Source organism: Meiothermus granaticius NBRC 107808, assembly GCF_003574355.1.
GTDB lineage: Bacteria > Deinococcota > Deinococci > Deinococcales > Thermaceae > Meiothermus > Meiothermus granaticius.
Genome location: NZ_QWLB01000017.1, coordinates 17,950 through 37,758, shown reverse-complemented (window position 1 = coordinate 37,758; position 19,809 = coordinate 17,950). Strand labels below are relative to the sequence as shown.

Sequence of the window (19,809 nt, the reverse complement as noted above, 5' to 3'; positions counted from 1 at the left end):
GCCCCTCTGGGTGCGGGGCCTGGCCTTATTTACCATAGGTGAGGGTCACCCCCTTCAGCTCCCCGTCCTCGGGGTAGGTCTTGCTCAGGGGGGCCGTACCCAGGGACAGCTTTTCCCGGAACAGCTCGTAAGGCCCATGTTCACGGGCCATCTCGATACACACGTAGTAATCGCCCTGGCCCACCGTGTTGCCCTTTTCGTCCTTGAGGTCCCAGCTCAGGGTATAGCGCCCAGGGAACCGGGTAGGGCCCGAGACCGCAACGGGGATGCTGGTGTTTTCCCCGGCCCAGCGCACCAACTCACGCAGGTAGCGCGGTCTGGACTCCTCAAACCACAGGGCCAGCTGGCGCACGGGTAAGCCCTGGGCGTTCTCGATCCACACCGCCACATAGGGCGGGCGGTAACGCCCTCCGGGTGGGGCTACGATCTCAAAGCTGATGTCCAGCTTCATCCCGGCAGGGAGCTTAGGGGCTTGGGCCAGGCTGCGCCCAGCCCAGAGGGTCAGGGCCAGGCCGGACACCCGATAGATGAAGGCTCTACGGCTGATACGGGTTTGCTTCATAAGGCTTCCTCCAGGGCTTGGAACTGAGGGTTGGAGTGCAGGGCTCCCGAGCGGCTCACGATCAAACCGGCCACCCCTAGCTGCTCGGCTAACCGCAGGCTTTCCTGGGGATCGAGCACACAAAACACCGTGGCCAGAACATCCGCTGTGGCGGCATCCCCGGCCACTACAGTGGCCTGGGCCACCCCCTGCACCGGCTGCGCCCTGCGCGGATCAAAGAGGTGCGGCCCACGCTGGGTATGACCGCTGGTCGCCACCCCCTGGTTGCGGATGCGAATCTGGGCCAGGGCCGGGGCGTTGTCGGCGCTCGAGAAGGGGGAGGTGATGGCCACCGGCATCCCCTGCGGCCCACGGTGGCTGAGGTCTCCCCCGAGGTTCACACAAGCCCCCTGCACCCCCTCTACCCCCATTGCGGCAGCGCAGGCCAGATCGGCGATGCGCCCCTTGGCCAGGGCGTTGAAGTTCAGCTCGAGGGGGGTGCGCTTGTGAGGGGTCTCCCCTTTCCAGGTCCACAGCGGGGCACCAAGGGCCTTTAAGAGGGCTTCTCGCTGCTCTTCAGGGGGGTCAGGGTTCTGGCGGTAAAGCCTCTGCACCGCCTCAACGCCGGGGTTAAACGCCCCAGCGGTGTGCTCCTGCCAACGCTCAGCCTCCCGCAGCAACTCGGCCAGGTCCGGGGAAACGGCCTCGGTAAGGCCCTCCTGCCAGCGGTTGAGCTCACTGTCCGGGCGGTAGCGGCTGTAGAGGCCCTCAAGCCGTTCTATCTCTGCCAGGGCACGCCGCTCGGCTTCGCGCGCCGCCTGGGGCTCAGCCAGAAAGTGCAGCTCGAGGGCTGTTCCCAGCACCCCCTCATAGCGGATGCGCCGCCAGCGGAAGCGATTCTGGGATAAAAAGCCGGGGAAGGATCTAAGCATCAAGCGCTCTCCAGACTCGGGGACAAGGTACACACCCAGGGTTATGGCCGGGTTAAGAGAGAGGCCCTGAGGCGCCCCAAGCCTTGCCCTACCCGCACCGCAGTGATGATGCTGGCGATCACCCAGAGATCACCCAGGAGCCGAGGCAAGGCTTGCCAAGGATGGGCGGTGCCACGCCCGCCCAAGGGGGCCTGCAGCGTCCGGAGGGCCGGATCGTGCCGCCCCCCCACCAACGGGAGCCCCCCTGCGTGATACAGCCCGGCCCCGGCCACGATCAAAACCCCGATGAACAGCAGGGTGGGAATCCACTTGCGCCCCATACGGCCCCCCTACTGGGCTTCCCTCGAGTTGGCATAGATCGCCGTCCTGGTCGCACCCTGGGAGGCCCCAAGGTACTTGTTCCAGAGGTTCACCACCCACTGCCAGTTGAGGGCCAGGTGCAGGCCCATCAGCACCAGGAGGCCGTTGCCGAAAAGCTTGTGAAGCCCCATCAGGATGCGGTTCCCTTCAGCATGGGCAAACACCACCTTAGAGACCAATACCCCCGTCACCCCAGCCCCGATAAACGCCGCCAGCAGGGCCAGGTTGACCGCGTAGAGTACTCGAGTCCGGCCCGGCAGCCCGCCCAGGAGCTTTTGGCCAACGCTAACCATCCATTTCCAGCCCAGCAGCAGGTGCACCAGCACCACCGCTCCCAAACCCAGCCCCATCCACTCATGCACGGCCTGGCCGGTAAAACGGGGCTGGAAGGCCAACAAAAAGGCCACCCCCAGTACGCTGTCCACCAGGATTTGGATTTTCAGTCTTCTCTGCGCGCTCACGGGCGTCCTCCTCTGCAATACAGTCTGGCCCGACACGGTTATGTCCACATTTAGCCATTGTGAAGCGCGTGTGAAGCCCAGGCAGATCCCTCTACCCAGCGCCGCCCCACCCCTCCTCAAGGAGGGGGGTTGGGACTACCAGGGTCATTCCACCAAGGGTAAGACCAGCCGGAACTCCGCCCCGCCCTCTGGGCGATTGGCCGCAGAAACCCGCCCACCATGCAGCTCTACCAGGGCCTTGACGATGGCCAGACCCAGCCCGCTGCCCCCGGTGGCCCTCGAGCGCGAGCCTTCGGCTCGGTAGAAGCGGTCAAATACCTTGCTCAGGGCTGCCGGTGGGATGCCGGGTCCGGTGTCGCCCACCCGGATGAAGGCATGGTTGGGGTCTCCCTCCACGACCACCTGCACCCTGCCCCCCCTGGGGGTATAGGTCAGGGCGTTGGCCAGGAGGTTGCCCAGCACCTGGTGCAGGCGATCCGGGTCCCCTCTAATGCTGAGTGGCCGCGCGGGCAGCTCGAGCGTCAGCTGCACCCCCTGGGCCTCTGCCGCAGGGCGGAAACCGGCGACTACCCGCTCGAGCAGGGGCCGCAGGTCGAGGCGTTCTTTGTGCAGGGTCAGCCGCCCGGCCTCGCTCAGGGAAAGGGTGCGCAGGTCCTCGACCAGTCGGGCCATCAGCTGCGCGGTGTCGTGCAGGCTGTTGACCTCCTCGGGGCTGCAGGGGATCAGGTCATCCTGAATGGCCTCGAGGCGGCTTTGCATCACGGCGATGGGGGTGCGCAGCTCATGGGCGATATCGGCGATCATGGCCCGGCGTTCCCCCTCGAGCCGCTCCAGCTCCTCCGCCATGCGGTTGAAGTTGTGGGCCATCTGGGCGGTCTCCTGGCTGCTCCCGAGGTTTCCAATGCGCACCCCCCGGTGCCCCGAAGCCATCTGGTCGGTGGCCTCAGAAACCGCGTGGATCGGGCGGGCCAGCCGCCGGGCAAAGGCCAGGGCCAGGCCCAGGCCCAACAACAAGGCCACCCCACCGGCCTCGGCCTGGGTGGTCAGGAGCTGGCCAATAAAGCCCCCTTCGCGCCGGTCCCCCTCGGATTCCGCCGAGACCTCCACCCCCTGAGGGGGGAGGGTCGAAGCCGAGGAGGCCGGGGCCGAGGCCGCCGGCAAAACTCGGTAGGTGCGCAGCTCGCCCTTCGCGGTGGGCTCGAGCACCACCCGCACCTCCCCCTGGGCCTGAACTTCCTGGTTCACCAACTGGGAGACCTTGCGGGGCAGCGGCCCGGTGCCCCCGTCTTGCAGGAGGGCCCGCACCTCCTCGGGCAGATCGCGAAAGTGCCGCCAGCTCCCGTAGGCGTTGATGCTAAAGGTCAGCAGGCTGGTCAGCCCCACGGCCAGCAGGATCAGCAGGGCCAGCTGCACCTCGAGCCGCCGGACCCAGTTCAGGGCTCGATCCATAGGCGATAACCCACCCCCCGCACCGTTTCCAGGAGCCCAGGCGCCCCGGCCTCCTCGAGCTTTCGGCGCAGGTTCTTCATGTGCACATCAATGGTGCGCCCCAGCGCATCAGACTCGGGAAGGGCCACCGCCAGCAGCTCCTCCCGGGTGAAAGCCCGTCGGGGGGCTGAGGCCATGGCCTCCAAGAGGCGGAACTCGGCCAGGGTCAGGTCCAGGCGTGCCCCCTGCACCCTGACCATCACCTCCTCGGGGTCCACCTCGAGCGGCCCACAGCGCAGGATGGCCCGGGCCGACTCCCCCCCGCCGCTCCGCCGCAGCACCGCCTTGACCCGGGCCACCACCTCGCGCGGGCTGAAGGGCTTGGTCACGTAGTCATCGGCCCCCAGCTCCAGCCCCAGCAGCTTGTCCAGATCTTCGGCCCGGGCCGTGACCAGGATGACCGGGGTGTTGCCCTCGCTGCGGATGCGGCGCAGCACCTCGAGCCCATCCAGCTCCGGCAGCATGAGGTCTAAGAGCACCAGATCGGGCTTGAGCGCCCGGTAAAGCTCCAGCGCCCGCCTTCCGTCCCCCGCTCGTTCGGTGCGGTAACCCTCGTGGCGCAGGTAGAGCTCGAGGGTCTCGGCCAGCTTGGGCTCATCCTCAACCACCAGCACGGCTTTTTGTAGGTTTCCCCGGAGCTGGGTCATGCCACTATAATGCAGACGTTTCATGAAGGGGGCAAGTCGCGTTTCTGACATCTTTCCCGTCGCCTCGCTGCGGCGAGGCAAGAACCGGTACATCCGGAGGTCATTTCTTTAAGGCAGGAGCTTGGTCGTGCAGAAACGGCGATTCCCCCCAGGGAAAGTGCTGCCCCAGGGTCTCGAGATCCACCTTTCCCTCGTACTGCTCATACACCTCGAGCAATACATCGGTCAGGGCCTCTTCGCCCAGATCGGTAATCTCACGCACCTCGAGCTTTTCCCCGGTGCGGGGGTCGCGGGCGATGAGGTATTCGTGATACATAGTTACCCCGAGTGCCGGTAGTTTAGCACCTTTTCGTAGGGAAAACACAGCCCCAACCGCTGGGCTTCGGGTGGGCAGGGGGGCGGGAGTAAGCGCGGATTCTCCTGCACCCCAAAGCACCACAGCAGTACGCTGAGCGAATAGGTCCGCAGCTTGTCGAGGTCTGCTCCGTATTCCTGCGGCGGTGCGCCGATTTCCATCGTGTGCCAGTACATCGAACAGCAGCAGACCCCGCACTAAAACCAAAACCCAAGGACGGCTGCGCCGTCCGCACTATCCTTCCCTCCCAACGGCGGGGCTTGTCGCGCACCGGGGTCAAATTAGTTGACCAACAATGGTCATAACATTTATTATCGGAGGTAGCTAGAGGAATTCAAGATGCCCAAAACTGCTGATTGGAACAAAAAGCTCGTCAATATTGCCGAGGCTAAGGCCCAGCTTTCAAGGTTAGTGGAGCGGGTCGAGCGGGGGGAGGTCGTCTTTATCGGACGGTATGGTCGAGTAGTGGCCAAGCTGGTACCACCCGAAGCCGCTCCCAGACCCCGACGGGTGCCGGGGGTCTGGAAGGGGCAGATCTGGATGGCGTCGGACTTTGACGAGCCCAACGCCGAGATATCCCGGATGATGGAGGAAGGTTCGATTGAACCTGTTGCTCGATAGCCACATCGTGTTGTGGTGGTTTTCCAACGATGAAAGGCTAACTCCCAATGCCCGCCGGTTGATCGAGCAGGCTGACGAAGTCTTTGTAAGTGCCGCAACCACCTGGGAGCTCGCGGTGAAGACTTCGCTTGGAAGGTTACGAATGCCGGAGGGTTTTCTGGAGGTAGTGGTGGAACAGGGGTTCAGCCATCTGCCCATTACAGAGGTGCACGCCCTCGCCGTACAGAGTCTGCCCTGGTATCATCGCGATCCTTTTGACCGCATCCTGCTTGCACAGGCCATTGTTGAGGGGCTGGGTCTGCTAAGTATGGATAAAGCCATGGCTCCATATGGGAAGTTCGTAATGGGATATTAGACAACTCGTCATTTCTGTGAGGATTCGGCGTCGCGGTGCTGAGCCGGGCCTCGAGGTCTGGCGGGTGGGGGGTCAGGCCCACTGAGCCGGGTACAGCTCGGCCGCGTTGGTGTACAGAATCCGCTCGGCAGCCCACCCGGCTTCCGCCGGGCTCAGGTCGCCATCGGCTACGGTGCGGTCTAAGACCTCCGCCAGCACCCGACGCCCCCAGCGGGCCGCCAGCCAGAACAGCTCCGGGGTGCGCTGGGCATCGGTGGAAAACAGCACCTTGCTGATCGGGGCCAGGTGCAGGGCTTCGTGCAGGGCGGTGCGCATCCCATGAACGCTGGTATAGGGAATGGTCAGGCCCAGGTCAAGGTATACCCCGGGGTACACGCTGGCCAGGTACCCCGCCTGGCGCACAAAGGGGTAGGTGTGCAGAAGTGCGACCTTCAACCCCCTGAAGCGGGGCTCCTCGAAAATGGCCCGCAGGTGGAGCGGGTTGGCCCGCCGCAGGTCAAGGTCGGGGTCGCCGTAACCGGTGTGAAACTGCACCGGCAACCCGGTCTTGGTTGCGACCTCCAAGGCCTTCCAGAGGGCTGCGTCGAGGAGGGTCTTTTCGGTCAGCTTGGGCACTTCATCGGGCTTCAGGCTGCGCTTGAGCGCGGCGTAGCATCGCTCCACCTCAGGGCCCGGCGGGGTCACCTCGAGGCCCGAGCGGTAGGCGATGATGCTCTTGAACCCGGCCAGCCCCGGAGCGGCTTCGTACAGCAAGTCCACAAAGGCCCGCTCGAGGCTGAAGTAGCTGTCGTGCGCGGGAATCAGCTGGGCCAGCTCGGTCTCCAGGCGCAGGATGCGCCGCACCGGTACCCCGGCCAAGGCCCCGCTCTCCTCCACCCCCATCAGCCGGTCCGGCCAGACCCCATCGTCGATCAGCCAGCGGGTGATGTTGGCCTGAGCAAACATCCGGCGGCTGAGCTCCGTGTATTCCCAGCCCTGCCGGGCTTCCTGCAGGCTCTGGGCCGAGGGCTCACAGCCGTAAAACTCGGCCAGGTCCCGCAGGCTGCGGCGGAAGAACAGGTTGTCCGGCACAAAACGGGCCAGCATCTGGGGGTCATAGGCCTCGCTGAAGTAGGGCTCGAGCGGGGCCGAACGCCAGATTTCCTCGCGAAACAGGGCGTGGGCGTGGTGATCGTAGATGGGGATATGCGATAGCTCCACCGCTCCTCCTAGTAGCGCTCGGCCAGCAAGTTCACTTCCTCCTCGAGGCTCAGGTCCTTGAGGGCTTCCCACTCCATCTCCTTCACCGCGATATAGGCCCTGGCCCGCGCCAACCCCAAAGACTCCAGCAGCACCGCATCCTCCTTCAAGGCCTCCAGGGCCTGAGCCAGGCTCGAGGGCAGCGGGTCAATCCCCAGCTGCTTCTGCTCCTGGGGCGAGAGCGAGCCTGGGTCTACGGCCACCTCCGGGGGCAGGGGGAGTTCGCGCTTCAGGCCGTCCAGGCCCGCGGCCAGCACCGCCCCCAGGGCAAGGTAGGGGTTGGCGCTGGCATCCGAGGCCTTGAGCTCGAAGCGGGTCGCGCCCGCAGGGCCCCGCGTCACCCGCAGGGCGGCCTCGCGGTTGGCGTAGCCCCAGGCCCGGAAGGCCCCCGCCCAAAAATGGGGACGGATTCGCCGGAAGGAGTTGGGCGTGGGGATGGTGAGGGCGGCCAGGCCGGGCAGGTGGGCCAGCACCCCGGCCAAGAAGTGCTGACCGGTGGGGCTCAGCCCGGTGGGGTGGGCCGGATCCCCCAAAGCGTTCTCCTCCCCTCGCCACAGGCTCAGGTTGAGGTGGCAGCCGCTTCCGGCGGCATTCTCAAACACCTTGGGCAGAAAACTGGCCACCAGGCCATGCCTCGAGGCCACCCCCCGCACGGTCTCGCGGTAGACGATCTGCTGGTCCGCAGCCCCCAGGGCATCGCTGTAGCGGATCGAGAGCTCCTGCTGGCCGGGGCCTGATTCTGGGTAGTAGAACTCGGGCTGCAACCCCTGAGCCAGCAGGGCCTGGGTCAGCTCGCGCAGGAACCCCTGCTGGAGGTTCATGGCCCCGGTTGCAGCAAACACGCTGCGGTCGGCGGGGCGATACCCCTCCTCGGTCAGCCGCAGGAGAAAAAACTCGTTCTCGAAGGCCGCATTGGCCCTCAGGCCCGCCTCCGCCAGGGCCGCGACCTGTCCGCGCAAGTACTCGCGCGGGCAGTACTCCCAGGCCCGGCCTTCAACCCGCATATCCCCCATGACCTGGGCCTGTCCAGGCGCGTAGGGCAGCAGCTTGAGGGTGGTCCAGTCGGGCACCAGTTGGGTCTCGCCCACCGGGCCCAGGCCGCTGTTCTTGGCTACCGCGTCATACATCACCGGGAGGGCCTGCTGGGCCGCCGAGATGCCCACGCCCTGCGGCAGGCCATCCGCCAGCAGGCTCACGTGCGCGGCCTTTCCCCGGATCAGGTTGGCGTGATCGCACCACAGGATGCGCACCCACTCAACCCCGGCTTGCTCGAGCTTTTCACGTAGGGTCTCCATCTGCCACCCCGCTTTAGGCCAGCCGCTCGGTCACCTCGGCGAGGAACTCCCGAAACGCCCCATTCAGGGCCCGGATCATCGGATCGTTGGGATATTCCTGGCCGTCTTCATACCGCAGGTACAGGGCCCGGTTGAACTCGAGGCCAAACCCCCAGACCGGTTTTGCTCGAGCCGGATCGCTGTAGCGCTGGCTGAGCGGGTCGCTGGCCCAGGGCTCCCCCAGGGCGATGGCCTCGGCAGGCTGGCCACGCAGCAGCGCGGAGAAATGCTTCCGGGCCAAGCCCAGCACCTCCAGAGCCAGCTTCTGGGGCAGGCTGGGGGAGGCCGAGAGGGGGCGGCCCTCCGCGTCGGTACCCGCCATCAGGCAGATCCCCGGCCGGGGTTTTCCGGCGTCAGGGCCGATGGCCGGGCCGGTAGGCTGCATGGAGTGGCCGTTGACCAGAAGCCGAACCTCATGGGTTCCCAGCACCCGCTCGATCTCCGCGTGAAAGCTGTCCCAGTAGCGCCGCAGCCGCTCCTCTCGCTCCGGCTCGCTCAGGGTAAACCCCGCGGGATACAGGGGACGCTCCTCAAAATCGGTGAGCTTGATCACCCCGTTGTTCCCGCCCTCATCGCGCTGGCGGTTGAGGTCCACCACAAAGCGGCTGTAGGGGGCCTGTAGGGTATGGGCCTCGGGGGCGTGAAACAGCACCTCGGTATAGGGGTCGCCCTCGCGAAAGAGCCACTCGAGCCGGGCCTGGCGCTCGGGGGCCTCATAAAAGCGCTCCCCCAGCATCTGGGCTAAGACCTCGGCGGGAACCTGGGCGGAACTGTGGGGGGTGATAACCAAAGCAGGGATTCTCATAGGGGAAAAGCGGTGCCCTCCTTAAACTCCTCCAAGACGATACAGGTCTCCACTCGGCCGACCACCTGCTGGCTTTCGGAAAAGCGCCGCAGGAAGTCCCGCAGGGCCACATGGTCACGCACGGCCACCTTGAGCAGGGCGTCATCCGAACCGGTCAGGGTGTAACATTCCAGCACCTCCGGCAGCCCCTCCACCGCTCTGCGCAGGGCCGGGAGGTTGGCTGCTTCGAGGTTGTCCTTGAAGGTCAACTTGAGAAAGCACAACAGGTCCAGGCCCAGTTTGCCCCGGTCCAGAATCCCTACCGTGCGGCGGATATACCCCTCAGTGTGAAGCTTGTGCAACCGCTTGTGTACCCCTGCCGGCGAAAGCCCTACGGCCTGAGCCAGTTCAGCACGGGAGGTATGTGCATTTTGTTGCAGCAATCCCAGCAGCTTGCGATCAGTCTCGTCCATAGGGTTTGGTTTCTACTCTGCCTTATTGGGTAGAGGGATGTCAACCAGGTAGGGGGCTTCAGGTAAACCCCATTCACCCGTATTGCGAAATTTGCAAAAGCAATGATACATTGTGGGCCATATCTTTCTGGTCGCGCTTTAACCCGCTTTGGCTTCACCCGCTGGGCCCCTCGGAGAGAACGTTTCCTCACTTGAATCCTTATGCTCGAGACCCATGACCTCACCAAGAGCTTCAAGGGGCTGATGGCCCTCAAGCGCCACCACCTGCGGGTGGGTCCGGGCGAGATCGTGGGGGTGATCGGCCCCAACGGTTCGGGCAAGAGCACCCTGTTCAACCTGATCAGCGGCTTCCTGCGGCCCAGCCAGGGCGGGGTGCGGTTTGAAGGGCACGAGATCAGCCGGCTGGCCCCGGCCACCATCGCCCGGCTGGGGATCGCCCGCACCTTTCAGGGCACCCGCCTGTTCAAGAACCTCAGCGTGCTGGAGAACGTGCGGGCCGGGGCGCAGCTGCGCTACCCGGTGAACCTGGTCGAGGCCGTGAGCGGGTGGGGGCGGGCCCGCGCCCACCAGACCGCCAGCGAGGGGCGAGCCTGGGGGCTGCTCGAGCTGGTGGGGCTGGCCGAGGTGGCCGCACAGCCCGCGGGCAGCCTGCCCTACGGCAACCAGCGGCGGTTGGAGATCGCCCGGGCCCTGGCCACCGGGCCCAAGCTGCTGATGATGGATGAGCCCGCAGCCGGGCTCGATTCCCACGAAACCGCGGCCCTGCTCCAGCTAATCCGGCGCATACGCGACCAGTTCGAGCTGGCGGTGATCCTCATCGAGCACGATATGGATCTGGTGATGAACCTCTGCGAGCGCATCCAAGTCTTGGCCTACGGCGAGACCATCGCCGAGGGCACCCCCGCCGAGGTGCAGGCCGACCCCAGGGTGCGGGAGGCCTATCTGGGAGGGGTGGCGTGAAGGCCCTCGAGCTGCAGGGTCTCGAGGTCGCCTACGGGGCGGTGCGGGCCCTCAAAGGGGTGAGCCTGGAGGTGTATCCGGGCGAGGTGGTGACGCTCTTGGGGGCTAACGGCGCCGGCAAGAGCACCACCTTGCGGGCCATCTCCGGCCTGGTACGCCCGCGCGCAGGAAGCATCTCGTTCATGGGGGAGCCCCTGACCCGGCTGAGCCCGGTTCAGATCGTGCGCCGCGGCATTGCCCACTGCCCCGAGGGGCGGCGGGTCTTCGCCGGGCTCTCGGTGCACGAAAACCTGCTGCTGGGGGCCAGCGGGCGCAGGGATAGGGGCATCGGGGAAGACATCCAGCGGATGTTCGGGCTTTTTCCGATCCTGCTCGAGCGCCGCAATCAGGCCGCGGGGACGTTGTCGGGGGGTGAACAACAGATGCTGGCCCTGGCCCGGGCCCTGATGAGCCGCCCCAAGCTGCTCCTGCTGGACGAGCCCAGCCTGGGGCTGGCCCCCCTGGTGGTGCGCAGCATCTTCGGCACCCTGAAGGCGCTCAAGGCCGCGGGGACCACCATTCTCCTGGTGGAGCAGAACGTGAACCTCGCCCTGGAGCTGGCCGACCGGGCCTACGTGCTGCGTACCGGGCAGGTCGCGCTGGAGGGCCAGGCCAAAGAGCTGCAGGGCGACGAGCGGGTGGCCCGGGCCTATCTGGGCGGAGCGGCGTGAGGAGGCCGGTAACCGGACATGAGTGACCTTGAATACGTGCTGCAGCAGCTCATCAATGCCCTCTCCATCGGCAGCCTCTACGCCCTGGTGGCGGTGGGGCTCTCGATCATCTTCAGCCTGCTGCGCCTGACCAACTTCGCCCACGGCGACATGATGATGGTGGGGGCTTTTGCCACCCTCTTTGCCCAGCTGGCAGGGCTGGGCTTTCTGCCAGCGGTGGGGGTGGGCATCCTGGTCTCGGCCCTGGCTGGGGTGATCATCGAGCGGGTGGCCTACCGTCCGGTGCGGGGTGCACCGGATGTGACCATGCTGCTGACCTCGGTGGCCCTGACCTACATCCTGGAAAACCTGGGGATCTTGCTCTTCAGCTCGAGCCCGCGCAACTTCCCCCTGCCCGACTGGATGAACCATCTCTACAGCTTTGCCGACGGGCGGATCACCTTCAACAACATCAACCTGCTGACCCTCGGGGTCACCCTGCTGGCCCTGCTGTTTTTGAACTGGTTCGTGCGGCGCACCCAGGTGGGGCTGGGGATGCGGGCCGCGGCCGAGGACCTTACCGCCGCTCATCTGGTGGGCCTGGACGTGAACCGGGTCATCGTGGTGGCCTTCGTGCTGGCCTCGGCTTTCGCTGGGGTGGCCGGGGTCTTATGGGCCGCTCAGGCTGGGGTGGTGGAGCCACAGATGGGCTTCACCCCTCTGCTCAAGGCCTTCGTAGCCGCGATCATCGGGGGGTTTGGCTCGATTCCGGGGGCCATCGTGGGCGGGTTTGTGCTGGGGGCGCTCGAGGTGTTGATCCAGTCCCTGCCGGGAGACTGGGGGCTCTCGCCCTACCGCGATGCCCTGGTCTTCGCCCTGCTGATCGCCTTTTTGTTGTTCCGCCCTGGGGGCATCCTGGGGGTTCGGCAGGAGGTCAAGCTGTGAAGTACGCCCGCCTGGTGGTGGCGCTCGCTCTGATCGGGCTTTTAGCCGGGCTGGGCCCGCACGTCCTGCCGGAGTACTGGGTGCGGGTGTTGATCGTGCTGGGGATCAACATCATTCTGGTCTCGAGCCTGGGCCTTTCCAACGGCTTCACCGGGGTGTTCTCGCTGGGACATCCGGGGTTTGTGGCCCTGGGGGCTTATGTTTCGGGGATCCTGACCCTCGAGCTGACCAAAAAAGGGGCATACCTGCCGGACCTGCCGGGGTTTCTGGCCGGGGTGCAGCTCCCCTTCTTGCCGGCCACATTGATCGCCGGGGTGTTTTGCGCGCTGGTGGCGGTGGTGATCGGCATCCCCCTGATGCGGCTCTCGGGGAACTATGTCTCGGTGGCCACCCTGGGCTTCTTGGTGATCGTCAATGTGGTGCTGGTCAACGCGGAACAGTTCACCCGGGGCTCGCGCACCTTTACCGGTATCCCCCCCTACACCGATCTCGGATGGGTGGCCGGCTGGGCGGTGGTGACACTCCTGGTGCTCTCGAGGGTGGCTTACTCCCCGCTGGGGCGGGCCATGCGGGCCACCCGCGATGACCCCATCGCGGCCCAGGCGGTGGGAATCCACATCCTGCCCGCCCGGCTGATGGCCTTCGCCCTGGGGGCTTTCTTCGCCGGGGTGGGCGGGGCCTTGTATGGGCACTACCTGGTCTCCTTTTCCCCGGCCACCTTTTACGTGGCCATGCTGGTCCAGCAGCTCACCATGCTGGTGTTGGGCGGTCAGGCCAGCCTGACCGGGGCGGTGGTGGGGGTCAGCGCCATCACCCTGCTCTCGGAGGTGCTGCGCAACCTCGAGCGCGGGTTCAGCCTGGGAAGCCTGCAGGTCCCGGCGGTGTTTGGCGCCAGCCAGATCGCCCTGGGCTTCATCTTCATCCTGGTGATGGTCTACCGCCCCCAGGGGCTGTTGGGGGATCGGGAGTTACCGCTGGTGACCGGGGGCCGGGTGGCCAAAGGGGCCGGGCCCGTGTATAAAGATACGGTCGGAGGAGGAAGGACATGAAGAAATTGGGGGTAGTGCTTGGCAGTCTGGTGCTGGTCTCGTTGGGGCTGGCCCAAGGAACCATCAAGATCGGCAACGCCTACAATCAGACCGGCAGCATGAGCTCGCTCGACGTCCCGGCCTCCAACGGGGCCAAGCTGGCGGTCAAGGAGATCAACGCCGCCGGTGGGGTGCTGGGGATGAAGCTCGAGCTGGTCTCCTACGACGGCAAAACCGATCCCGCCACCATCACCAACATGGCCACCCAGATGATCAACTCGGACAAAGTGGTGGCCATCGCCGGATTCACCGATTCGGACTCCGCCCTGGCCCTGGGCCCCATCGCCCAGAAGGCCGGGATCCCCTTCGTTACCGCCGGGGCCACCTCGCCGCAGCTCCCCGAGCAAATCGGCAGCGAAATGTTCCTGGCCTGCTTCGGGGACAATGTCCAGGCCGCGGTCGGGGCTGAGTTCGTCTACAAGAACCTCAAGGGGAAAACCGCCTACCTGGTTTGGGACAAGAGCACCGAGTACACTACCTTGCTGGGCAAGTACTTCAAGGACGCCTACGCCAAGCTGGGCGGCAAGCTGCTGGGGGAGGAAACCTACAAGTCGGGGGACAAGAACTTCTCGGCCCAGATCACCAAGATCAAGGCCCTGCCCCAGAAGCCCGATGTGCTCTACATTGCCGCGATGCCCGACGATATCGGGACGGTGGTCAAGCAGTTCCGGCAGGCCGGGCTGACCCAGCCCATCGTGGGTGGGGACGGCTACGACACCCCGCTGCTGGTGGAGGTGGGGGGGAAAGCGGCGGACAACGTCTACTTCACCACCCATGCTCTAATGGACGCCCAGAAGGGCACCCCCGAGGTCAAGAAGTTCATTGCGGCCTATAAGAAGGAATACGGCAAAGACCCCGAGAACGCCTTTGCGGCCCTCGGATACGACACCATCTACCTGCTGGCGGACGCGATCAAGCGGGCCGGCGCCCCCGACCCGGCCAAGATCACCGCGGCCCTCATGCAGACCAAGGGCCTCAAGACCGTGACCGGAAGCATCACCTTCGCCGGGACCGGTAGCCGGGTACCGCAGAAAGCGGTCACGGTGGTCGCGGTCAAGGATCTCAAGCTCAACCTGGCCGCCACCCTGGCCCCAAGCTACATCCCCAAACCCTGAGACTGGACCGATCTCGAATCTCTACGGGGAGCCCTCTGGGCTTCCCGTAACCACAGCGGAGCAACCATGAATCTGTGGGAACTCTATACCCAGCACCTCAAACCCGCCATCTTCACCGACCTCACCCACACCTTCTTTCCCGGGCAGCCCAAGTTTCCGGCGCTGCCCGACGAGGAGCAGGGCCACTTCTGCCGCCTCGAGGACGGCGCCCTCTTCGACATCCAGCAGTACAGCTTCGTGGGGCAGTGGGGCACCCATGTAGACCCGCCCCTGCACATGGTGCCGGGCGGACGCAGCATAGATAGGCTCGAGGTTCGCGAAACCCTGCTGCCGCTGGTGGTGGTGAACGTGGCCGACAAAGCCGCCCGCGACCCCGACTACTGCATCGGCATGGCCGACCTCGAGGCTTGGGAGGCTCAGTATGGGCCAATCCCCTCAGGCTCGCTGGTGGCCATGCGCACCGACTGGTCCAAGCGCTGGCCCGACCCCGTCGCCATGGCCAACCGCGACGCCCAGGGCATTCAGCACTTCCCCGGGTGGAGCCTGGAGGTGCTGCGGTTTTTGCTGGAGGTTCGCCAGGTCACGGCGGTGGGCCACGAGACCACCGATACCGACGGCGGGCTGGCCTGTAGCCGCGAGGACAGCACCTGGGCGCTGGAAAAGTACATCCTGGCCCAGGACCGTTGGCAGGTCGAGCTGCTCACCAACCTGGACCAGGTGCCCGAGGCCGGAGCGCTGGTGATGGTGGCCTGGCCCAAACCCAAAGGGGGCAGTGGGTTTCCCGCCCGGGTGGTGGCCATCCACCAGGCCGGCTGATCCGCGATTGTCCTAGCTCAAATCCCCAAAATGTACCTATACAATCTCCGGCCCGGTCTCATATAGTTGCAGGCGACGCCACAAGCCAGCGCTTCCCATAGCCTGAAGGGGGCTTCTCCACATCAATTTCGCTGCGCGCTTGCGGCCAAGGAGGGACGGATGAGCAAGGACGATTCTTCGGCTCACCACGATGACGTGAAGCGGCTGCACGAGTTGGGCTATGCCCAGGTGCTGCGCCGGCAGATGAAGTCGTTCTCCAACTTCGCGGTCTCCTTCACCATCATCTCGGTGCTGTCGGGCTGCTTGACCCTGTTTGGCTACGGCATGAACACCGGGGGGCCCGTGGTGATGACCCTGGGCTGGCCGCTGGTGGGGCTGCTGGTCACTTTTGTAGGCCTGGCCATGGCGGAGGTGTGCTCGAGCTATCCCACCGCCGGGGGGCTGTACTTCTGGTCGGCCAAGCTGGCCCGCAAGAACCCCGCGGCCTGGAGCTGGTTCACCGGCTGGTTCAACCTGCTGGGCGAGGTGGCGGTGACCGCGGGGATTGATTTTGGGCTGGCCTACTCCATCGGGGCCCTGCTTTATCTGACCACCGGCCTCAACCCCACCCCACCGGTCATCATCATCATCTACGGGATCGTGTTGCTCATCCACGCCCTGCTCAACACCAAAGGAATTCGCCTGGTGGCCTTGCTCAACGACGTCAGCGTGTGGTGGCATGTGCTGGGGGTGATCATCATCGTGGCCGCGGTGATGATCGGGGCCCCCCACCTGAACTCCCCCAGCTGGGTGTTCACCCACTTCGTCAACAATACCGGGTTTAGCGGCTTCGGTGCGGGGCTCTACGTGTTCTTGCTGGGGCTGCTCCTGGCCCAGTACACCTTCACTGGCTACGACGCCTCGGCCCACATGGCCGAGGAGACCGTCAACGCCGCGGTGGCCGCGCCCAAAGGCATCGTCAACTCCATTCTGGTCTCGCTGGTGGCGGGCTGGGTGCTGCTGATCGGGTTGAACTTCGCCATCCAGGACTATAAGGCCGTGCTGGACACGGCCACCGGGGTGCCCCCGGTGCAGATTTTCCTTGATTCGGTGGGGAAAACCGGCGGAATTTTGCTCCTGTTGATCGTGATCGGGGCTCAGTTCTTCTGCGGCATGTCCAGCGTCACCGCCAACAGCCGGATGCTCTACGCCTTCTCGCGCGATGGGGCGGTGCCGGGGTCCCAGTGGTGGCACAAGATCAACCCCAAGACCCGCACCCCTACCAACTCCATCTGGTTCTGCGTGGTGTTCTCCTTCATCCTGGGCCTGCCCTACCTCTGGAATGCCACCGCCTATGCCGCGGTGACCTCCATCGCGGTGATCGGTCTGTACATCGCCTACATCATCCCGGTCTTCCTGCGGGTCCGGGCCGGGGACAGCTTCCAGCGCGGCCCCTGGCACCTGGGGCGCTGGAGCCAGCCGGTGGGATGGATCGCGGTGATCTGGGTGGCGTTCATCTCGGTGCTGTTTTGCTTGCCACAGGTTAGCCCGATCACCTGGAGCAGCTTCAACTACGCCCCCGTCGCGGTGGCGGTGGTTCTGGCCTTCTCGGGGGGCTGGTGGCTGATCTCAGCCCGCCACTGGTTCAAAGGGCCCAAAGTGCAGGGCAACCCGGCCGAGCTCGCCGCCATGGAGCGCGAGCTCGAGAGCTTAGGAAAAGCCGCTCCAGCCGGCTCGAGCGCGGATTGAAGGTCTGGGGATGCTCGAGCCCAAACCCCGCCCCGACCTGAAGCTCAACCGGCGCCACAGCCAGGCCCTGTACCGCCAGATTGCCGAGCAGATCAAGACCCGCATCGCCAGTGGGGAGCTGCCTGGGGGGGCCCGCCTGCCGCCCATCCGCGCCCTGGCCGCGGAGCTGGGTGTAACCCGGCTGACCGTGCAAAACGCCTACCGCGAGCTCCAGGCGGAGGGCCTAATTGAGGCCACGGTGGGGCGAGGGACCTTCGTGGGGCCGGAAACCCACCCCTCCCTGCTGCACCTGCACCTGGGAGAACAGCTCACCCCCAAAGGGGTTTTGCACGATGTGCACAAGGTGCAGCAGGTGCGTGGGGTGCGCAACCTGGCCCTGGCCAGCCCCGATCCCCATCTCTTCCCCACCGAGGAGTTCTGGGCCAGCCTGGAAGCGCTGCACCCCCAGGGCAGCGAGCTGTTTCAGTATGGGCCGCTGGTCGGGGATCCCCACCTGCGCCTGGCCATCTCCGAGCTGCTGGCCCAGCGGGGTCTGGAGGCCCCGGCGGAAGAGGTGCTGATCACGGTGGGAGGATTGCAGGGGCTGGCCCTGATCGCCCGGGTGCTCTGCCAGCCTGGGGACGAGGTCATCATCGAGCAGCCCACCTACTTGGGCTTTCTCAACATCCTGCACACCCTGAAGCTGCGCCCCCTCCCGGTACCGCTGGACGAGGAAGGCCCCTCCCTGCCGCACCTCGAGGCCCTGCTGAAGAAGCATCGGCCTCGCTTTTACTACACCGTTCCCAACTTCCATAACCCCACCGGGATTCGCTTCTCCCCCCAGCGGCGCCAGGCCCTGGTGGAGCTGGCCGCCCGGCATGGCCTGACCCTGGTCGAGGACGATACCTACGCCCAGCTGTCTTACGATGCCCCCCCACCCGCCCCGCTCCGGGCCCTGGATTCCTCTGGGAATGTGCTCTACCTCTCCAGTTTCTCCAAGGTGCTGATGCCGGGTCTGCGGATCGGTTTTGTCTTAGCCCCACCCGCGCTGCTGGAGGGGTTGCTGGCCCTGCACAGCGCCTCGGATATCTGTGGCCCGCCCCTGCTCTTGCAGCGGGCCACCGCCCGGTTCATCCAACAGGGGGGCCTCGAGCGCCACCTGCGGAAGGTCCTGCCCATCTACCGCGAGCGCCGGGGGGCCCTGCTGGATGCACTCCGAGCCCATATGCCCCGGGTGGCGCGGTGGACCCGCCCGCAGGGGGGGTTCTCCTGCTGGCTCAGCCTGCCCGCCTACTTCCCCCCAGGAGCGCTCTATCAAGCCGCCCTGCACCGGGGGGTGGCCCTCACCCCCGGGGAGGCCTTTCTCACCCAGACCCAAGACCGCACCCACATGCGGCTATGCTTTGGCTACCAAGGGAGCGAGGCCCTGCGCGAAGGGGTGGCGCAGCTCGCCCAGCTCATCCAGGAACAAGCCACCCGGCTCGCCCAACGAGCCCCTATTGCGGAGGTGCTATGAGTCAGCAATCCGGCCCCCAGCCCCAAGGTCTGCTCAGCCTTGAGGCCCTCGCCCAGCAGGTGGAAGAAGGGGCGATCGAAACGGTGATCGCCGCCTTCCCCGACCACTACGGTCGCCTGCTGGGAAAACGCTTCGAGGCCGAGTACTTCCTACAGGAGGTAGCCGGCCACGGCACCCACGGCTGTGACTACCTTCTCACCACCGATATGGAGATGAACCCGGTGCCGGGTTACCGCTTCGCCAGCTGGGAGCTGGGGTACGGGGATTTCCACCTGGTCCCCGACCTCTCCACCCTGCGCCTGGCCAGTTGGCTCGAGCGCAGCGCCATCGTGCTGTGCGACGTGGAGCGGGAGCAGACTGGGGGGGTCAGCATCGCCCCGCGCTCTCTCCTCAAGGCGCAGGTGCAGCGCGCCGCAGAGCTGGGCTACCGGGCACTCGCAGCCTCTGAGCTGGAGTACTACCTCTTCACCACCTCCTACCGGGAAGCCCACGCCCAGGGATATCAGGGGCTAAAGCCCGCCGGATGGTACATCGAGGACTACCACTTGCTGCAGGGCAGTCGGGTGGAAGACTACACCGCGGCGGTGCGGCGAAACCTCAAGCGCTCGGGGATCCCGGTGGAGAACTCCAAGGGGGAGTGGGGGCTGGGCCAGCACGAGATCAACGTGCGCTACGCCGAGGTGCTGGAGATGGCCGACCGGCATGTGCTGTACAAGCAGTGCATGAAGGAAATCGCCGACCAGATGGGGGTCTCGGTGACCTTCATGGCCAAGTTCACCCACGGCCAGGCCGGCTCGAGCAGCCACCTACACCTGAGCTTGTGGCTCCCTGGGGGGAGTGCTTTTGCCGGGGAGGGGGCCGAGGGCTCAGAGGTGTTCCGCTGGTTTCTGGCCGGCTGGATTGCCCACACGGAGGAGTTCATGCCCTTTTACGCCCCCACGGTCAACTCGTACAAGCGTTACGAGGATGGCTCCTGGGCGCCCACCCGGCTGGCCTGGAGTCACGATAACCGCACGGCCGGTTTCCGGGTGGTGGGCCAGGGGCAGAGCCTGCGTATCGAGTGCCGCATCCCTGGGGCCGACTGCAACCCCTACCTGGCCTTCACCGCAGCCCTGGCCTCCGGCCTGGACGGCATCCGCCGGCGGCTCGAGCCCCCCCCCGCCTTCCGGGGGGACATCTACGCCGCTCAACATCTACCGCGGGTTCCCTATACGCTAGGAGAGGCCAGCGAGCGCTTCGCCCAGAGTGCATTTGTGCGCGAGGTGCTGGGCAGCGAGGTGCAGGAGCACTACGCTCACTTTTTCCGCAGCGAGTGGCAAGCCTATAACCGGGCGGTCAGCGACTGGGAACGCCAGCGCTACTTCGAGCGGATCTAGAGGAAAG

General features: G+C 65.7%; 23 protein-coding genes and 1 pseudogene. 12 read left to right on the top strand and 12 right to left on the bottom strand.

Translation table 11 applies throughout. The annotated features are described in order from the left end of the window. Nucleotides 1-25: 25 nt before the first annotated feature. The 8 genes from Mgrana_RS07515 to Mgrana_RS16700 form a co-directional block, all read right to left on the bottom strand. On the bottom strand, nt 26-562 hold the full coding sequence (locus Mgrana_RS07515; RefSeq protein WP_119356994.1) for a DUF2271 domain-containing protein: 537 nt from the start codon (nt 560-562) through the stop codon (nt 26-28). Further along, a complete protein-coding gene (locus Mgrana_RS07510; protein ID WP_119356993.1) occupies nt 559-1,473 on the bottom strand; it encodes an FAD:protein FMN transferase in 915 nt (304 codons plus the stop codon). Before Mgrana_RS07510 ends, Mgrana_RS07515 begins: the two co-directional genes overlap by 4 nt. A 41-nt stretch (nt 1,474-1,514) precedes the next feature. Then, nucleotides 1,515-1,793: a hypothetical protein gene (locus tag Mgrana_RS07505; RefSeq protein WP_119356992.1), complete on the bottom strand. Its 279-nt coding sequence runs from the start codon at nt 1,791-1,793 to the stop codon at nt 1,515-1,517. A gap of 9 nt (nt 1,794-1,802) precedes the next feature. Next, a complete protein-coding gene (locus Mgrana_RS07500; RefSeq protein WP_119356991.1) occupies nt 1,803-2,294 on the bottom strand; it encodes a DUF4405 domain-containing protein in 492 nt (163 codons plus the stop codon). 144 nt (nt 2,295-2,438) lie between these two features. Beyond that, a complete protein-coding gene (locus Mgrana_RS07495; protein ID WP_240631284.1) occupies nt 2,439-3,743 on the bottom strand; it encodes a HAMP domain-containing sensor histidine kinase in 1,305 nt (434 codons plus the stop codon). Then, nucleotides 3,728-4,429, bottom strand: a complete 702-nt coding sequence (locus Mgrana_RS07490; RefSeq protein WP_119356990.1) for a response regulator transcription factor — start codon at nt 4,427-4,429, stop codon at nt 3,728-3,730. The genes Mgrana_RS07495 and Mgrana_RS07490 overlap by 16 nt, the downstream gene beginning before the upstream one ends. A 100-nt stretch (nt 4,430-4,529) precedes the next feature. Continuing rightward, entirely contained in the window at nt 4,530-4,745 is a 216-nt protein-coding gene (locus Mgrana_RS07485; protein ID WP_119356989.1) for a hypothetical protein, read from the bottom strand. A gap of 2 nt (nt 4,746-4,747) precedes the next feature. After that, complete coding sequence (locus Mgrana_RS16700; protein ID WP_147021207.1) at nt 4,748-4,945, bottom strand: hypothetical protein; 198 nt, start codon at nt 4,943-4,945, stop codon at nt 4,748-4,750. Here Mgrana_RS16700 and Mgrana_RS07480 point away from each other — a divergent pair. The 3 genes and pseudogenes from Mgrana_RS07480 to Mgrana_RS07470 all read left to right on the top strand — a co-directional run. Continuing rightward, nucleotides 4,920-4,985: pseudogene (locus Mgrana_RS07480) on the top strand (IS200/IS605 family transposase); the annotation flags it as partial. The gene Mgrana_RS16700 and the pseudogene Mgrana_RS07480 sit on opposite strands and share 26 nt — an antisense overlap. Before the next feature lie 138 nt (nt 4,986-5,123). Beyond that, complete coding sequence (locus Mgrana_RS07475) at nt 5,124-5,405, top strand: type II toxin-antitoxin system Phd/YefM family antitoxin (RefSeq protein WP_119356988.1); 282 nt, start codon at nt 5,124-5,126, stop codon at nt 5,403-5,405. After that, nucleotides 5,386-5,760 carry a type II toxin-antitoxin system VapC family toxin gene (locus Mgrana_RS07470; RefSeq protein WP_119356987.1) on the top strand — a complete coding sequence of 125 codons (375 nt, stop codon included), beginning with the start codon at nt 5,386-5,388 and terminating at the stop codon, nt 5,758-5,760. Before Mgrana_RS07475 ends, Mgrana_RS07470 begins: the two co-directional genes overlap by 20 nt. Nucleotides 5,761-5,832: 72 nt before the next feature. On the opposite strand, the gene Mgrana_RS07465 is transcribed toward Mgrana_RS07470, so the two are convergent. From Mgrana_RS07465 to Mgrana_RS07450, 4 genes are read right to left on the bottom strand one after another with little or no spacing between them, the layout of a single operon-like run. Then, on the bottom strand, nt 5,833-6,960 hold the full coding sequence (locus Mgrana_RS07465) for an amidohydrolase family protein (protein WP_119356986.1): 1,128 nt from the start codon (nt 6,958-6,960) through the stop codon (nt 5,833-5,835). A gap of 8 nt (nt 6,961-6,968) precedes the next feature. Further along, the gene (locus tag Mgrana_RS07460) at nt 6,969-8,294 is read right to left on the bottom strand and encodes a glutamine synthetase family protein (protein WP_119356985.1); all 1,326 of its coding nucleotides are present in this window, start codon (nt 8,292-8,294) and stop codon (nt 6,969-6,971) included. A 13-nt stretch (nt 8,295-8,307) separates the two neighbouring features. Continuing rightward, the gene (locus tag Mgrana_RS07455) at nt 8,308-9,123 is read right to left on the bottom strand and encodes an N-formylglutamate amidohydrolase (protein ID WP_240631283.1); all 816 of its coding nucleotides are present in this window, start codon (nt 9,121-9,123) and stop codon (nt 8,308-8,310) included. Between the two features lie 11 nt (nt 9,124-9,134). Beyond that, a complete protein-coding gene (locus Mgrana_RS07450) occupies nt 9,135-9,590 on the bottom strand; it encodes an Lrp/AsnC family transcriptional regulator (RefSeq protein ID WP_119356983.1) in 456 nt (151 codons plus the stop codon). A gap of 201 nt (nt 9,591-9,791) precedes the next feature. Here Mgrana_RS07450 and Mgrana_RS07445 point away from each other — a divergent pair, with 201 nt between their 5' ends. The 9 genes from Mgrana_RS07445 (at nt 9,792) to Mgrana_RS07405 (ending at nt 19,802) form a co-directional block, all read left to right on the top strand. Continuing rightward, nucleotides 9,792-10,550: an ABC transporter ATP-binding protein gene (locus tag Mgrana_RS07445; RefSeq protein WP_119356982.1), complete on the top strand. Its 759-nt coding sequence runs from the start codon at nt 9,792-9,794 to the stop codon at nt 10,548-10,550. Then, on the top strand, nt 10,547-11,260 hold the full coding sequence (locus Mgrana_RS07440) for an ABC transporter ATP-binding protein (RefSeq protein ID WP_119356981.1): 714 nt from the start codon (nt 10,547-10,549) through the stop codon (nt 11,258-11,260). Before Mgrana_RS07445 ends, Mgrana_RS07440 begins: the two co-directional genes overlap by 4 nt. Before the next feature lie 18 nt (nt 11,261-11,278). Beyond that, nucleotides 11,279-12,184 (top strand): branched-chain amino acid ABC transporter permease, encoded by a 906-nt coding sequence (locus Mgrana_RS07435; RefSeq protein ID WP_119356980.1) that lies wholly within the window; start codon nt 11,279-11,281, stop codon nt 12,182-12,184. Beyond that, on the top strand, nt 12,181-13,233 hold the full coding sequence (locus Mgrana_RS07430) for a branched-chain amino acid ABC transporter permease (protein ID WP_170146424.1): 1,053 nt from the start codon (nt 12,181-12,183) through the stop codon (nt 13,231-13,233). The genes Mgrana_RS07435 and Mgrana_RS07430 overlap by 4 nt, the downstream gene beginning before the upstream one ends. Continuing rightward, nucleotides 13,230-14,387, top strand: a complete 1,158-nt coding sequence (locus Mgrana_RS07425) for an ABC transporter substrate-binding protein (RefSeq protein ID WP_119356979.1) — start codon at nt 13,230-13,232, stop codon at nt 14,385-14,387. Before Mgrana_RS07430 ends, Mgrana_RS07425 begins: the two co-directional genes overlap by 4 nt. A gap of 66 nt (nt 14,388-14,453) precedes the next feature. After that, nucleotides 14,454-15,203, top strand: coding sequence for a cyclase family protein (locus tag Mgrana_RS07420; protein ID WP_119356978.1), 750 nt, complete (start codon nt 14,454-14,456; stop codon nt 15,201-15,203). 159 nt (nt 15,204-15,362) lie between these two features. Further along, nucleotides 15,363-16,931 (top strand): amino acid permease, encoded by a 1,569-nt coding sequence (locus Mgrana_RS07415; protein ID WP_119356977.1) that lies wholly within the window; start codon nt 15,363-15,365, stop codon nt 16,929-16,931. A 10-nt stretch (nt 16,932-16,941) separates the two neighbouring features. After that, nucleotides 16,942-18,426, top strand: a complete 1,485-nt coding sequence (gene pdxR / locus Mgrana_RS07410) for a MocR-like pyridoxine biosynthesis transcription factor PdxR (RefSeq protein WP_119356976.1) — start codon at nt 16,942-16,944, stop codon at nt 18,424-18,426. After that, nucleotides 18,423-19,802, top strand: a complete 1,380-nt coding sequence (locus tag Mgrana_RS07405; protein ID WP_119356975.1) for a glutamine synthetase family protein — start codon at nt 18,423-18,425, stop codon at nt 19,800-19,802. Before pdxR ends, Mgrana_RS07405 begins: the two co-directional genes overlap by 4 nt. Nucleotides 19,803-19,809: the final 7 nt, after the last annotated feature.

Coding starts and splice junctions, on each gene's coding strand:
- Mgrana_RS07420 (WP_119356978.1), top strand. CDS start 14,454: ATGAATCTGTGGGAACTCTATACCCAGCACCTCAAACCCGCCATCTTC.
- Mgrana_RS07460 (WP_119356985.1), bottom strand. CDS start 8,294: ATGGAGACCCTACGTGAAAAGCTCGAGCAAGCCGGGGTTGAGTGGGTG.
- pdxR (WP_119356976.1), top strand. CDS start 16,942: ATGCTCGAGCCCAAACCCCGCCCCGACCTGAAGCTCAACCGGCGCCAC.
- Mgrana_RS07415 (WP_119356977.1), top strand. CDS start 15,363: ATGAGCAAGGACGATTCTTCGGCTCACCACGATGACGTGAAGCGGCTG.
- Mgrana_RS07510 (WP_119356993.1), bottom strand. CDS start 1,473: ATGCTTAGATCCTTCCCCGGCTTTTTATCCCAGAATCGCTTCCGCTGG.
- Mgrana_RS07425 (WP_119356979.1), top strand. CDS start 13,230: ATGAAGAAATTGGGGGTAGTGCTTGGCAGTCTGGTGCTGGTCTCGTTG.
- Mgrana_RS16700 (WP_147021207.1), bottom strand. CDS start 4,945: ATGGAAATCGGCGCACCGCCGCAGGAATACGGAGCAGACCTCGACAAG.
- Mgrana_RS07435 (WP_119356980.1), top strand. CDS start 11,279: ATGAGTGACCTTGAATACGTGCTGCAGCAGCTCATCAATGCCCTCTCC.
- Mgrana_RS07405 (WP_119356975.1), top strand. CDS start 18,423: ATGAGTCAGCAATCCGGCCCCCAGCCCCAAGGTCTGCTCAGCCTTGAG.
- Mgrana_RS07490 (WP_119356990.1), bottom strand. CDS start 4,429: ATGACCCAGCTCCGGGGAAACCTACAAAAAGCCGTGCTGGTGGTTGAG.
- Mgrana_RS07445 (WP_119356982.1), top strand. CDS start 9,792: ATGCTCGAGACCCATGACCTCACCAAGAGCTTCAAGGGGCTGATGGCC.
- Mgrana_RS07505 (WP_119356992.1), bottom strand. CDS start 1,793: ATGGGGCGCAAGTGGATTCCCACCCTGCTGTTCATCGGGGTTTTGATC.
- Mgrana_RS07475 (WP_119356988.1), top strand. CDS start 5,124: ATGCCCAAAACTGCTGATTGGAACAAAAAGCTCGTCAATATTGCCGAG.
- Mgrana_RS07495 (WP_240631284.1), bottom strand. CDS start 3,743: ATGGATCGAGCCCTGAACTGGGTCCGGCGGCTCGAGGTGCAGCTGGCC.
- Mgrana_RS07515 (WP_119356994.1), bottom strand. CDS start 562: ATGAAGCAAACCCGTATCAGCCGTAGAGCCTTCATCTATCGGGTGTCC.
- Mgrana_RS07450 (WP_119356983.1), bottom strand. CDS start 9,590: ATGGACGAGACTGATCGCAAGCTGCTGGGATTGCTGCAACAAAATGCA.
- Mgrana_RS07485 (WP_119356989.1), bottom strand. CDS start 4,745: ATGTATCACGAATACCTCATCGCCCGCGACCCCCGCACCGGGGAAAAG.